The organism is Parafrigoribacterium soli, assembly GCF_040227235.1.
In the GTDB taxonomy this organism is placed as follows: domain Bacteria; phylum Actinomycetota; class Actinomycetes; order Actinomycetales; family Microbacteriaceae; genus Parafrigoribacterium_A; species Parafrigoribacterium_A soli.
This window is the reverse complement of the sequence record NZ_JBELNZ010000001.1, coordinates 170,317-182,354: the sequence shown is the minus strand read 5'-3', so window position 1 is coordinate 182,354 and position 12,038 is coordinate 170,317. Positions and strand designations below refer to the sequence as shown.

The window sequence follows — 12,038 nt, the reverse complement described above, 5'->3', positions numbered from 1 at the left end:
GTGGCGCGAGGAACCGTGAGCCTCAGGCCCAGCCGAGATGGTGCAGCGCGTCGTCGTCGAGCCCGTAGAAGTGGCCGATCTCGTGCACGAGGGTCACGTGTATCTCGCGCTTGAGCTCCTCAAGGTCGCGGCTCACCGCCAGCAGGGGCACCCGGTAGAGCGTGATGAGGTCGGGTAGCTCGCCGTAGCCGTAGTTGTCGCGCTCGGTGAGCGCGATGCCGTGATAGAGCCCGAGCAGGTGCTCGTTGCCGTCGTCCGGCAGGTCTTCGACCGTGAACGACACGTTCTCCAGCCCGTCCATCATGTCGTCGGGCAGCAGGTCGAGTTCGGCGATCACGAGCCGTTCGAACTCCTCGGCATCGACGTCGTGCACGCTCATGCACCATCCAGCGCATCGACGAGAGAGCCCTGCACGAAGCCCAGCCAGTCGTAGACCTCGGTCATCGCCTCGCCTGGATCGCCGGCGTCGCCGTCCTCTTCGATTCCTAGCCGCGACGCGATCGTCAGCCGCAGGTCGCCGATCGCCGTCAGCCAGGACTGCGCGGCTGCCGCGTCGAGACGCAGCAGCGTGTCCTGCTCCTGCCCGGCTCCCGCCGCCGCCGTCTCCGCGACGGCGTCTCGAATCGACGCGAGCAGCACGGATGCCGTGGCGAGTTTGCGATCGACGAGGCCATCCGCGGTGAATCGCCTGAATTCCGCGGAAGCCTCGCCGTCATCCGGATAGGCGTCGGGGAGCAGGCGGTCGAGCGCCGCGTCGTCCGCGGGGCGCTGGCGCAGCAGTTCGGAGAATTGCGAGGCGAGGTCGAGAAGAATTGCGACCTCGTCGATGGTCAGTTCGGCCGAGATCGTGCCGTCCGGCTCGGGGCGGAATGCCCTCACGAGTCGGCCCTGGCGACTGTCGCGAGCAGTCCGTAGCCGTGCATCGCCTCGACGTGGCGTTCCATCTCCTCGCGCGGCCCGGTCGCAACGACCGAGCGTCCGTCGTTGTGCACCTGCAGCATCCGTCGGTCGGCCTCCTCGCGGGAGAAGCCGAAGTAACTGCGGAACACGTACGAGACGTAGTTCATGAGGTTGACCGGGTCGTTCCACACGATCGTGACCCACGGGGTCTCGATGACCGTCTGCTCACGCAATTCTGTGCGCTCGAGAGTCTGGGGCATGACTCCAGCCTGACACATGGCGGCCGGTGTGGCTCATCCGCTGGGCTGCTCCGCCCGCACCGCGCCGAGGGCGCGAGACCACGGGATGAGCTGGTCGAGCATCGTATCGACCGCGGCAGGCAATGCCGCGGGTGGCACGAAGCCCTGCGGTTCGAAGCCGGTGTGCGTGTCGACCGCCGGCTGGGCCCGCACGGTCGCCACCTGCAGCTCGGCGAGGATGAGTCGAAGCGCCTCCGCGGCGCGCACCCCCGCCGCCCATCCGCCGTAGCTGACGATGCCCGCAGCCTTGTTGTTCCACTCCCGGTACACGTAGTCGAGGGCGTTCTTCAGCGCCCCGGGAATCGAGTGGTTGTACTCGGGCACGACAAACACGAATCCGTCGAAGCCGTCGATGAGGTGCGACCAGTCGTGCGTGTGCTGGTGCGAGTAGCGACCGTGTGCTGGATTGCCCGGTTCGTCGAGATTGCCGAGCGGATGGTCGGCGAGATCCACGAGCGAGAAGTCCGCTCCACCGTGGCTCCTTGCCGCTGTCAGGAGCCAGGAGGCGAGCGACTCGCCACGACGCCCGGGCCGAGTGCTGCCGAGAATGATTGCGATGCGAGGGGACACGGGAGCCTTCCTTGAGTTGATGCGTCAACTCTAGGTTGCAAGAGTTGTCGTGTCAACTCATCAGGCCTAGACTCTCCTCATGTCCGAGACGCGCACACTTTCCGCATCAGAGTGGGAGTTGTGGCGCACCTGGATGGAGGCGCAGCGAGCGCTCGCCGCCGAGGTCGACCGTTCCCTGCAGGCGGAGGTGGGAGTGTCGAAGGCGGAGTTCAGCATCCTTCTCACTTTGCAGGATGCGCCGGAAGCGACGCTTCGGGTCGGAGATCTCGCCACGACTCTCCGCTGGGAGAAGAGCCGCGTCTCGCATCTGCTCAGCCGGATGGAGCGACGCGGCTTCGTCTCGCGAGCCGAGTCAGGAGCACCCGGTCGCAGAACCGCCATCAGCCTGAGCCGCGAAGGCAGAGAGATAGCCGCTGCGGCCGTTCGCGTGCACGACACGAACGTGCGTCGCCTTTTCTTTGATCGTGCGACCGTCGGTCAGGTCGAGGCCATCCGGGCCTGGAGCGAGCAGACCCTGAGTTCGGCGCGGGACGCTCGCACATGAGAAATGGCCCCGCACGAAGCGAGGCCATTCCTGTGGTGAAAACTGGGGTGATCGACGGGGCTCGAACCCGCGGCATCCGGCTCCACAAGCCAGCGCTCTACCAACTGAGCTACGACCACCATACCGACCTCTAGGAGGCAGCCTGACGAGTCTAATACAGCCCGAGGGTGATTGTGGTCACCCTCTCACGGCGCGGTGCCCGCGCTGTCGTGACTGCCCGCGGCGGCGTCACAGGTGCTTGGCGAATCCCTCGATCACCTCGGCCGAGATCGCCTGAACCTGGTCCGTGCTCGGGCCCGGATCTGCGGTGAACACGGCGCGGCGGTAGTACTCGAGTTCGCGGATCGACTCGAGGATGTCCGCGAGGGCCCGGTGTCCGCCGTTCTTCGCCGGGGCGTTGAAGTAGACGCGGGGGAACCAGCGGCGGGAGAGTTCCTTGATCGACGAGACATCGACGCTGCGGTAGTGCAGGTGGCCATCGACGAGCGGCATGTACTTCGCGAGGAAGGTGCGATCCGTGCCGATCGTGTTACCCGCGAGTGGTGCCTGCTTTTCACCGGGCACGAGGGTCTTGATGTAGTCGAGCACGGCGGTTTCCGCCTCGGCCAGAGTCACCCCGTCGGGGATCGCCTCGAGAAGACCGGACTCGGTGTGCATCGTGCGCACGAACTCGCCCATGTTGTCCATCGCCGCCTGCGCCGGCTTGATGACGATGTCGAATCCCGGATCGAGAATGTTCAGTTCGAAGTCGGTGATGACGACGGCCACCTCGACGAGCTCGTCGATCCCCACATCCAGTCCCGTCATTTCGCAGTCGATCCAGACGAGACGGTCAGTGTTGTTGGGCATTTTTCGATCCTATCTCCGGCGTCGGGCCTCGCCGTGCGACGCGGCGCCGTCACGCATCGCCAACACCGATCGCCTCCGCCTCGACGATCGCGGGCTCAGCACCGCCGTTGACGCGAGACAGGAGTCTGGCGCCGCACAGCACGATGATGGTCGCGACGAGCACCGATCCGGCGGCGAAGTAGTACGGCGTCTGCGGCAGGAAGATCTTCGCGAGCTCTGCGGCGAGCGGCGGCGCGGCCGCACCACCCAGAAACCGCACGGCCGAATAGGCGGATGACGCCACCGAGCGCGGCAGGTCCGTCGCCTCCATCACGGACTCGGTGAGCACCGTGTTGAGCACGCCGAGCAGCAGGCCTCCCACGATGACCGAGATCACGAGGCCGAGCTGTGAACTGATGAACAGGCCCGCGGCTACCAGGTCGAGAGCGAGCAGCGGCAGGACCACGACCAGCACGGTCGTACGCTTCATGGCCGCGGTGAGCAGGGGAGCGACCCAGACCGACGTGACCGCTACCGCGACGCCCCATCCGAAGAAGGTGAACCCGAGCCCGATCGCGTTCATGTGCAGCGGGAACGGCGTGTACGCCAGCAGCACGAAGAGACCGATGTTGTAGAACAGCGCGGCCGCGGCAAGCACGGCGAGGGCCGGGTTGCCGAGCGCACGGAACGGCGCCGAGAACTTGACGGGAACGCGCTCGGCAGCGTCGTCCTTGCCTAGCAGCACGACGATCGCGACGAAGCCGATGGCCATGAGGATGGCGGTGCCGAAGAACGGTCCGCGCCAACTGATGCTGCCGAGAAGGCCACCGAGCAGCGGACCGATCGCGATGCCGAGGCCTAGAGCCGCCTCATACAGGATGATCGCGGATGAGGTGCCACCGCTGGCGGCACCCACGATCGTCGCGAGTGCGGTCGAGATGAACAGCGCGTTGCCGAGCCCCCATCCGGCTCTGAAGCCGATGATCATCTCGACGTTACCGCTCAGCGCGGCAGCGAAGGCGAAGATCACGATGAGTGCGAGCCCGATCATCAGCGTGCGCTTGGCACCGATGCGGCTCGAGATCCAGCTGGTGACGAGCATCGCGAGCCCGGTGATGAGCAGATAGCTCGTAAAGAGCAGCTCCGTCTCGGTGGGCGTTGCGTTGAGCTTGTCCGCGATCGCCGGGAGGATCGGGTCGACCAGGCCGATGCCCATGAAGGCGATGACGCAGGCGAAGCCCACGGCCCACACCTGTTTCGGCTGTTTGAGGATGCTCCCGGTCGATTCGGTGCCGTGCGTGGCCATCAGGCCGCCTTCCTGTTCGTGTTCGTACGTGTGGTCAGGATGCGCGCCGCGTCTTGCAGGGTCGCGGTCTCCTCCGGGCTGAGGTCTGCGAAGAGCGGCCCGAGCTCCTCGCCGAGTCGCACTCGCCAGGCCTCGAGCGCGGCGATTCCCTTGGGACCGATGTCGATGAGCCAGGCGCGCGAGTCGTCAACGTCCGCGATTCGATAGACGAGCTCGTCTTCGACGAGCTGGTGCAGCAGCTTCGTCATGCTCGGCTGACTGACGCGCCCCGCCCTGGCAAGATCGCCTATGCGGAGGGGGCCGTCCGTGCTGAGGATCGAGAGTGTGCTCCACACGGCCGCGGGCGTCGTGCTACCGGTGGACTGGGCCGCGATTCTGGTGAGTCGATGTGCCGCTACGATGACCTCGTGGATGAGAGTGTTCACGTTTGCCATTGCTTAACTATATAACCAATCTATATAGCTAGGTTATGTATCCGATGTCGGCGTCTTCTCGACATCCAATGCGAGAATGAGACCATGAGCGACGACACCCCCACCCTCACCCGCGGCGACGAGTACATCGTGCTTTACAAGGGCGGCCCCAACGACGGGCGCACCGACACACGAATCAGCACGGACGGCAGCTGGGACAGCGAGATCACCGTCATCACCGCTGTCGACGGCAAGGAGACGCTGATCGACTACAACGCGGGGGAGTGGCGCGAAATCGGCGGCCAGTACCAGGTGACCTACACCTTCGACGCTGCCGACAGCGAGCCCGTCGAAGACCCGGAAGACCGCGGCGGCAGGCAGTAGGGGAATCCTTCGGCGGCGGGAGCGGTTAGGCCTATCGTGCAAGCAATCTTCTTCGCGTCGGCCTTCTGTGAACCCTGCATGATCACGCGCGCGGCTCTCGCCGAGGCCGCGAGGCTTGTGCCCGCCGCGAAGATCGCCGAACTCGATATCGTGCGCGATGCGAAGGAAGCGGAGCGCGCCGGCATCCGATCGACCCCCACCGTGATCGTCTGCACGGACGACGGGGACGAGGTCTTCCGCGCCGAAGGGGTGCCCACCGTGAACCAGGTGCTCGCGGCGTTCGCCAAGGCTGTCTGAGCCGGTCACACGAGGCCCTGGGGTATCCTTAACCGCTTCCCCGCCTCCGTAGCTCAGGGGATAGAGCAGGAGCCTTCTAATCTCTTGGTCGCAGGTTCGAATCCTGCCGGGGGCACCACGCACGAGACCTCGCGGTGCTTCTCATCTCTTGGTCGCAGGTTCGAATCCTGCCGGGGGCACCAAGACCGTGGCTCAGAGAGCCGGGTCTTCCTCCGGGGGAGCGATGCGCTTGCTGACGTCGGTTGCGGCGACGGGTCGCGACACGAACTCTTCCCGCACGGGCTCGGATGGCGTGCTGGCGCGCACCTCCGGCTCAGAGAGTGACGGCGCGAGTGAGGTGCGCGGCGCCGCCGTTGGCGCGCTTGAACTCGACGTCTTCTCGGACGAAGAGCCGGTCGCTGAGGTTGCCGTCGGGCCGGTGGGAGCCGCGGTCTGCTGGGCCGACCAGGCCTTCTGCTGGTGGACGAGATCCTGGTCGCTCAGCGACGTCTCGTACGCCCACGTGTCGAGGTCGTTCTTGAAGAGACGTTTGGCCCGCGACGGGCGCGCCTGCCACTCGATGAGGCGGTCACGCACCACGAGCAGGGTCTGCTCGGCCTGGAAGCTGAACGACACGGAATTGCGCTTCATGTCGGCGATCTCGTGGGCCGTCCACTCCGAAGCGAGGGCCGCCCCGGGCACTCCGAGCAGGCGCAGGCGGATCTCCGCATCGATCGCAGCCTGGTCGGCAGCGGGCTGCTCGCCGGCGGAAAGTGTGTTCCAGATCGACGCGCGCCGTGCCGCCGAGAGCAGCGTCGTCACGGCCGCAATCCGCACCTCTCGATCGCTCAGCGCAATGACGCGACGGGTGGATGCCCGCCCGATTGCGGCCGCGATGACGCCCGCCACGACGATCGCGATGAACGGCAGGATCGCGGTCGAGAAGACGCGCCACCCGTCGTCAGAACTGAACCAGTCAACGAAGTTATTCCACCACTGCATGTGGGCACACTAACCCCGCGGTCGCCGAGTGAGGGCGAGCAGCGGGGCGAGTCTCGAACTATGTCAGTTGAAACGGAAGCAATCGATCGCGTCGTCGATGCTCCAGAACTCTCCGAGCACGAGGAAGCGTCGCCGAAGCGAGTTCAGCCGCTTGGCGCGGAATCGTTCGCCGCGGGGCTCCGTGAAGCGTTCGATATAGCCGAGCACATCCCCGTCTGGCCTGGTGAGTCGCCAGAGTTCGTCGTGTACCTGCAGCATGCAGATGCCGGGGCGAACGAGAGGGGTGCGGGTGAAACTGTCGTCGACGAAAGCCAAGGTGGTCATGGAACGTCTCTCTGGTGAAGCCGGCCGATCTAATGGGACACGACGACACTATGAGCACCCACCGACAGTCGAGCCTGCGGCAGGGTGCGGACTAGGCCTGAGCGTCGTCGTCCGGCGGCTCGGGCATCTCATACAGGCCCGAGGGGCTGGCCGCGGCCTGCATCATGAGCTCGATCCAGTTGCGGTTCAGACGCGGACGAGTCGCGGTCTCGAAGACGAAGTTGAGCGGGATGTACTGGGCGAGCCAGATGGTCTCGCGGTGCTCCTGACCCTCGGGATGCCACGAGAAGGTGCACGACTCTCCACGGCGCAGTCTGGCCACGATCACACTTTTCAGGTGAGCCAGGGCGCGGTCCTCCACCGGAACCGGGTACCGCGCGTCGCCGTAGAAAATTGTTCCCATGTGATTCCTGCCTTCGGATGTCGAGTGTCCTCCAGAATAGCGTGGGGGCCGCGCGAATCGGCGCAGAGGGCAGCGTTTGTCTAGCGCGGGGCCGCTCTTCTCATACACGTCCCTCCTGTGTGCGCAAGGGGTGGCGCCCCTTGACACAGTGTCGTTAGTTTGGGTGGATGAGACGTGTAACTTACGCGGGGGAGGTGCTGCTGACCGGCAGCGCCGTTGCGGACGCACTCCTCAATTATGCGCAATACGTGATTCGTGCGGGCACCAGTGTGAGCATCGAGATTCCGGTGCTGGAAAAGGACGGCAAGATCGTCAGCCGCACCATTCTGCTCGGCCCGGCAACTCAGTTGCATAGCGGCTACGCGGATGGCGTCTCCAGCGAGGAGGAGCGGCAGAGGTTCCCGATCCCGACCTTCGTTCCCGTGGGAGGCAAGGGCATGCCCTCGGACATCCAGCCGCTGCCCGAATACCCGAACTAGCGCTGCTACAGCGGTGGATGCCAACCGCTACGAGCCGGGACCGTTCGGCTCGGGTGTCAAGAGCAGGCCAGTGCCGCTGTTAGCCGAGGCCCCGAGGGCTTCGAGCCATTCCGGATTCACGGCGGGCACCTTGCTGCCGTAAAACTTGAAGTGCAGCGGGATGCTCCGGTCGATCCACACCGTCGACCGGCCGTCCCCGATGGACGTGTCGTCTCGCCAGCTGAACATGAAGCTCTCACCGAGGCGCAACTTGTTCGCGATCACGATCTGAAGGTGAAGAAGTGCGCGGTCGTCGAATTCGACCTCGACCGCGGCAGCGCCGTAGACAAGCTTGCCCATGTTTCTCTTTCGCGTAGTGGGGCCGACAGGGCCATCCAGCTAAGCGTACGGCCCATTTATCCGAATGCGAGTGTACTTGACATTTCGAGATCGACCGGGTGCTGCACACCACCCGCGCCGTGCATCCGGTGCAGGATCAGCAGGGAAAGAGCACGTCGAAGGCGTCAACATCGCGGGTGGGGATCGTGGTCGGAGTCTCCAGGTGAACGGCACCGCTCGGGAGGATGCCGGCGCCCCCGTAACGCTCCATCACCTTCCACTGCGCGGCGACATCCTCGCCGGAGTGGCTCGGTGGCAGTTCGGACCAGAACGCGAAGCCTCCACAATCCCTGAGCGCGGTGGTCCGGTAGAGCGTGCAGCCACCGATCCAGGCCACGTGATAGGGCAACCATTCGCCCTCCGGCAGGTGTAGTTCCGCGGCGAGGTGCACCAGGTTCGCCGCGTTGTGCAGCGGCCATCGTTCGAAGGCCTCGGTGCCCCTGCGGATGCGCTCCGGCTGCACCCGATGGTCCCAGGGACGAAAGGTGCGCAGTTCCTCCGGCCGCTCATCGTCGAGATGCGAGAGCCCCTGCACGGCGCACCCCACGAGACCGCAGCCGAGTTCTTCGATGGCATCATGAAGGCGTTCCAGCATCCCGGGCTCGAGCCACACGTCGTCGTCGAGGAACAGCACGAAGTCCGCTCGCGCGTGCTCGAGAAGAAACTGCCTGTTTTCGGCGATACCTCTTCTCTGTACGTGGCGCAGGTAGTCCACTGCACGACCCTGCACCGTGAGCACGCGCAGCAGCGACTGGATGACCGGATCGTCGCGCGCCGCCGCATCCTCTGACTGGTCGCTGATGACCACGCGGAAGGCGGGATCGTCCTGCGCGGCGAGGCCGGACAGGGTCGCGGCCAGCTCGGTCCTTCGCCCGGAGGTCGGGATGAGCACGTCGACGACGGCGCGCTGCCTTTCCCTCCTCGCCCAATCGCCCGACCAGCGGCGACTCCCGTGCGCGGCGGCGACGGTTGTGCTCATGCGGGCACGTCCTTGGCGCTCGCACTGCCGTTGTCGCGGATCCTGCCGATGATGGCGCTGGTGGACAGCTCGGGCACGTAGTCGAGGATGCGCACCTCTCCGCCGTACGCCTCCACCGCGGCCGTCTCCTCAAGCATGGCGGGCGTGTAGTCGCCGCCCTTCACGTAGACATCGGGCTGCAGCGCTGTGATGAGCGGGATGGGGGTATCCGAGTCGAAGACCGTCACGTAGTCGACGCACTCGAGAGCCGCCAGAACGGCCGCTCGATCGCGCGCTGGGTTGATCGGTCGGTCGGGCCCCTTCAGTCGGCGCACGGATGCATCGTCATTGACCGCGACGACGAGCACGCCGCCGAGGCGCTTGGCCTGCCTGAGGTAGGCGGTGTGCCCGCGGTGAAGAACGTCGAAGCAGCCGTTGGTGAAGACGATGCGTTCTCCCTCCCTCCTGTGCCTCGCGAGCATCTCGGCGAGATCGTGCGCATCGAGCGCAGGCACCACGGGTTGCTCGAGCTGGGTGAGAAGGTCGTCGAGCGTGCAGACCGCTGTGCCGCGTCGCTGCACCACGATGTCGGCGGCGAGCTGGGCGAACTCCGCTGCGGGCTCGAAGGGTAGCTCGGCGAGCCTGGCCATCGTGAGAGCCGCCACGAAGGTGTCGCCCGCGCCCGACGCCTGCCGCTCTGGGGTCGGATGTGCGAAGGTGCGATACGGCGCCGCTCCGCCCGCGACGAGAACGGCCCCCTCGCGATCGAGAGTCACCGCGGCGGCGGAGGCGCCCGTCGCGGCCAGGAGGTCCGCTGCCCGCGCTGCCACTGCCTCCGACCTGGACAGCCCTGTGGCAAAGTCCGCCGAGATGGCCCGGCAGAACTCCTCGGCGTTCGGCGTCACGATGTCGGGTGCGAGTGCCCGCCAATGACGGAGTTCGTGGGCGTCGACCACGGTCAGGCGCGGCCGGGAACGCCTGCCGATCAGTGCCTGGCGCAGGATTCCGTCGATGGCACCGCTGCCATAGTCGGAGATGATCTCGGCGTCGGCCTGCGCGGTCGCCGTGAGCGCCGCGTCTGCGAGCAGCTCCTGGAGCGCCTCATCCCGCTTCTCGGCGGGCACGTCGTCGATGCGCAGCAACACCTGGTCTCCGCTGACGATCCTGTTCTTCGTCGTGGTACTGATCGAGGGATCGACGAGCAGGCCGGCGGTGTCGATGCCCGCGGCGCGCAACAGCCGGGCGACGTCCCGGCCGGGTTCGTCGTCACCGACGAGACCGACGATCCGCACCCGTGCGCCGAGCGAGGCCAGGTTCATCGCGGTGTTGGCTGCGCCACCCGGGGCGATCTCGCGCGCCGCTATCTCGACGACCGGAGCGGGTGCCTCCCTGCTCATCCGTTCGGTTCTGCCCATCCACCAGCCGTCGAGCATGACGTCACCGATCACCGCGATCGTCGGATGCTCTCGCGCGATCTGTTCCAGGAGGTCGGCCGAGATGTGTGCCCGAGTCGTCACGGCCGCACCGCCTCGGGGAGGCCCAGGTGCACGACCTTGGTCGTCGTCATCTCGTCGAGCAGCTTGGGCCCGTAACCGAACCCTGAGCCGCTCGCCGCGCGCGGCTGAGCGGAACCTCCCGGGGCACCACCGAAGACCGCGTTGATCTTCACCGTGCCGACCGGCAGCGCGCGGATCGCCCGCTGCGCATGCTCCATCGAACTCGTGAGCACCGTCGCGGCGAGGCCGTAGCGATCAGCCGCGGCATGGTCCAGAGCCTCCTCGAAGCTCCCGACCAACTGCACGGGAGCGACCGGCCCGAACGTCTCCTCGCGCATCACGGGCATGTCGCTCGTGCACCGGGTGAGCACCGTCGGCGGGTAGTACGCGCCCGGCCCTTGTGGCACCGTTCCGCCGGTGACGAGCAGGGCGCCCATGGCGATCGACTCAGCCACCTGCTCGTGCACGGCGTCCCGCATCCGCCGGTCGACGAGGGGGCCGAGCTCGCCGGAGGCGTGCAGACGTCTGGCCTCGGCCTCGAGAAGCTCCGTGAAGGGAGCGGCGATGCCACGCAGCGCGTAGATCCGCTCGACCGAGGTGCAGATCTGGCCGCTGTTCGCGAAGGCGCCGAGCGCCGCCTGCTGCGCCGCCCAGTGCAGCTCGACATCGCGATCAACGATGAGCGCATCGTTCCCGCCGTTCTCGCGAATCAGGTGAGCTCCGGTGCGAGCGACCGCCCGCGCGATCGCGTCGCCAGCCCTCGTCGAGCCGACATGCGAGACGACGGCGATCCGCGCATCCGACACGAGCAGTTCGCCCCTGGACGCGTCGCCCGTCACCGTGCAGAAGACGTGCGGCGGGAGCGCGTCGGCGATGGCTCGACCGAACGCTTCGCCGAGGTGCGGGCATCGCTCGCTGGGTTTGTGGACGACCGTGTTGCCGGTGGCCAGCGCGGCTCCGATCGCCTCGCAGGCCACGGCGACCGGATCATTCCACGGCGTGATCACCGCGACGACGCCGCGCGGTTCGGGAATCGTGTAGTCGGTGGCGAGTGGCGCCCCCCTCAGCAGCGCGCCCGTGTGGTGTGGCGCGGCGGCAGCGGCCTGCATGAGCGTGTCAACGCCCGCTCGGATGCCGGCGAGCGCCTGCTCGAATGGTCGTCCGGTCTCGCGCTGGTTCAGTTCCGCGAGCTCTCGCTCTCGTTCTCGCAGCGCCTCCGCGGCGCCGCGCACGGCGCTCGCGCGCTCGCTCGGCGAGAGCGCGGCCCACGCGTCCCACGCAGCCCGGGCATTCGCGACCGCCGCATCGATGTCTACGGGTCTCGCCATCGCGAGGGAGCCCACGACCGCATCATCCCTGGGGTCGAGGATGGTCAGGGAGTCATCGGCGCGCGCGCCGACATCGATCGCGAAAACGGTGTCTGAGGTGATCGTCGTCATACTCAGACGCGATACCCCATTGCCCGAATTCTTACACCA

The 12,038-nt window shown here is 66.6% G+C and carries 18 protein-coding genes and 2 tRNA genes; 5 read left to right on the top strand and 15 right to left on the bottom strand.

All coding sequences use genetic code 11. The features are described from left to right. Positions 1-22 precede the first annotated feature (22 nt). Genes ABUA37_RS00920 through ABUA37_RS00905 form a run of 4 tightly spaced genes read right to left on the bottom strand, consistent with a single transcriptional unit; the run spans position 23 to position 1,769 of the window. Positions 23-379, bottom strand: coding sequence for a metallopeptidase family protein (locus tag ABUA37_RS00920; RefSeq protein WP_349897222.1), 357 nt, complete (start codon positions 377-379; stop codon positions 23-25). After that, positions 376-879, bottom strand: coding sequence for a DUF2017 family protein (locus ABUA37_RS00915; protein WP_349897221.1), 504 nt, complete (start codon positions 877-879; stop codon positions 376-378). Before ABUA37_RS00915 ends, ABUA37_RS00920 begins: the two co-directional genes overlap by 4 nt. Further along, complete coding sequence (gene clpS, locus ABUA37_RS00910) at positions 876-1,160, bottom strand: ATP-dependent Clp protease adapter ClpS (RefSeq protein WP_349897220.1); 285 nt, start codon at positions 1,158-1,160, stop codon at positions 876-878. Before clpS ends, ABUA37_RS00915 begins: the two co-directional genes overlap by 4 nt. A 33-nt stretch (positions 1,161-1,193) precedes the next feature. Beyond that, on the bottom strand, positions 1,194-1,769 hold the full coding sequence (locus ABUA37_RS00905) for an NADPH-dependent FMN reductase (protein WP_349897219.1): 576 nt from the start codon (positions 1,767-1,769) through the stop codon (positions 1,194-1,196). 79 nt (positions 1,770-1,848) lie between these two features. Here ABUA37_RS00905 and ABUA37_RS00900 point away from each other — a divergent pair, with 79 nt between their 5' ends. Next, positions 1,849-2,313, top strand: coding sequence for a MarR family winged helix-turn-helix transcriptional regulator (locus ABUA37_RS00900; RefSeq protein ID WP_349897218.1), 465 nt, complete (start codon positions 1,849-1,851; stop codon positions 2,311-2,313). Between the two features lie 43 nt (positions 2,314-2,356). Here the strand turns inward: ABUA37_RS00900 and ABUA37_RS00895 are convergent. The 4 genes from ABUA37_RS00895 to ABUA37_RS00880 all read right to left on the bottom strand — a co-directional run bounded on the left by ABUA37_RS00895 (position 2,357) and on the right by ABUA37_RS00880 (position 4,881). Next, positions 2,357-2,432: transfer RNA gene (locus ABUA37_RS00895), tRNA-His, on the bottom strand. A 109-nt stretch (positions 2,433-2,541) separates the two neighbouring features. After that, the gene (gene orn, locus ABUA37_RS00890; protein ID WP_349897217.1) at positions 2,542-3,162 is read right to left on the bottom strand and encodes an oligoribonuclease; all 621 of its coding nucleotides are present in this window, start codon (positions 3,160-3,162) and stop codon (positions 2,542-2,544) included. Positions 3,163-3,211: 49 nt separating this feature from the next. Further along, positions 3,212-4,447, bottom strand: coding sequence for an MFS transporter (locus ABUA37_RS00885; protein WP_349897216.1), 1,236 nt, complete (start codon positions 4,445-4,447; stop codon positions 3,212-3,214). Then, positions 4,447-4,881, bottom strand: a complete 435-nt coding sequence (locus ABUA37_RS00880) for a MarR family winged helix-turn-helix transcriptional regulator (protein ID WP_349897215.1) — start codon at positions 4,879-4,881, stop codon at positions 4,447-4,449. The genes ABUA37_RS00885 and ABUA37_RS00880 overlap by 1 nt, the downstream gene beginning before the upstream one ends. 84 nt (positions 4,882-4,965) lie before the next feature. On the opposite strand from ABUA37_RS00880, the gene ABUA37_RS00875 reads away from it, so the two are divergent. The 3 genes from ABUA37_RS00875 to ABUA37_RS00865 all read left to right on the top strand — a co-directional run bounded on the left by ABUA37_RS00875 (position 4,966) and on the right by ABUA37_RS00865 (position 5,659). Next, positions 4,966-5,244 carry an oligoribonuclease gene (locus ABUA37_RS00875; RefSeq protein ID WP_349897214.1) on the top strand — a complete coding sequence of 93 codons (279 nt, stop codon included), beginning with the start codon at positions 4,966-4,968 and terminating at the stop codon, positions 5,242-5,244. 36 nt (positions 5,245-5,280) lie between these two features. After that, positions 5,281-5,541 carry a thioredoxin domain-containing protein gene (locus ABUA37_RS00870; protein WP_349897213.1) on the top strand — a complete coding sequence of 87 codons (261 nt, stop codon included), beginning with the start codon at positions 5,281-5,283 and terminating at the stop codon, positions 5,539-5,541. Positions 5,542-5,583: 42 nt separating this feature from the next. Then, positions 5,584-5,659, top strand: a tRNA-Arg gene (locus ABUA37_RS00865). Between the two features lie 74 nt (positions 5,660-5,733). Here ABUA37_RS00865 and ABUA37_RS00860 read toward each other — a convergent pair. The 3 genes from ABUA37_RS00860 to ABUA37_RS00850 all read right to left on the bottom strand — a co-directional run bounded on the left by ABUA37_RS00860 (position 5,734) and on the right by ABUA37_RS00850 (position 7,249). Next, complete coding sequence (locus tag ABUA37_RS00860; RefSeq protein ID WP_349897212.1) at positions 5,734-6,522, bottom strand: hypothetical protein; 789 nt, start codon at positions 6,520-6,522, stop codon at positions 5,734-5,736. Positions 6,523-6,585: 63 nt separating this feature from the next. Next, on the bottom strand, positions 6,586-6,846 hold the full coding sequence (locus ABUA37_RS00855) for a hypothetical protein (RefSeq protein ID WP_349897211.1): 261 nt from the start codon (positions 6,844-6,846) through the stop codon (positions 6,586-6,588). Positions 6,847-6,937: 91 nt separating this feature from the next. After that, positions 6,938-7,249: a DUF7882 family protein gene (locus tag ABUA37_RS00850; RefSeq protein ID WP_349897210.1), complete on the bottom strand. Its 312-nt coding sequence runs from the start codon at positions 7,247-7,249 to the stop codon at positions 6,938-6,940. Between the two features lie 167 nt (positions 7,250-7,416). On the opposite strand from ABUA37_RS00850, the gene ABUA37_RS00845 reads away from it, so the two are divergent. Then, entirely contained in the window at positions 7,417-7,728 is a 312-nt protein-coding gene (locus tag ABUA37_RS00845) for a hypothetical protein (protein WP_349897209.1), read from the top strand. Between the two features lie 27 nt (positions 7,729-7,755). On the opposite strand, the gene ABUA37_RS00840 is transcribed toward ABUA37_RS00845, so the two are convergent. The 4 genes from ABUA37_RS00840 to ABUA37_RS00825 all read right to left on the bottom strand — a co-directional run bounded on the left by ABUA37_RS00840 (position 7,756) and on the right by ABUA37_RS00825 (position 11,999). Then, a complete protein-coding gene (locus ABUA37_RS00840; protein ID WP_349897208.1) occupies positions 7,756-8,067 on the bottom strand; it encodes a DUF7882 family protein in 312 nt (103 codons plus the stop codon). Between the two features lie 136 nt (positions 8,068-8,203). After that, entirely contained in the window at positions 8,204-9,085 is an 882-nt protein-coding gene (locus tag ABUA37_RS00835; RefSeq protein ID WP_349897207.1) for a glycosyltransferase family 2 protein, read from the bottom strand. Beyond that, complete coding sequence (rfaE2, locus tag ABUA37_RS00830; protein ID WP_349897206.1) at positions 9,082-10,581, bottom strand: D-glycero-beta-D-manno-heptose 1-phosphate adenylyltransferase; 1,500 nt, start codon at positions 10,579-10,581, stop codon at positions 9,082-9,084. Before rfaE2 ends, ABUA37_RS00835 begins: the two co-directional genes overlap by 4 nt. Then, a complete protein-coding gene (locus tag ABUA37_RS00825) occupies positions 10,578-11,999 on the bottom strand; it encodes an aldehyde dehydrogenase family protein (RefSeq protein WP_349897205.1) in 1,422 nt (473 codons plus the stop codon). Before ABUA37_RS00825 ends, rfaE2 begins: the two co-directional genes overlap by 4 nt. Positions 12,000-12,038 lie beyond the last annotated feature (39 nt).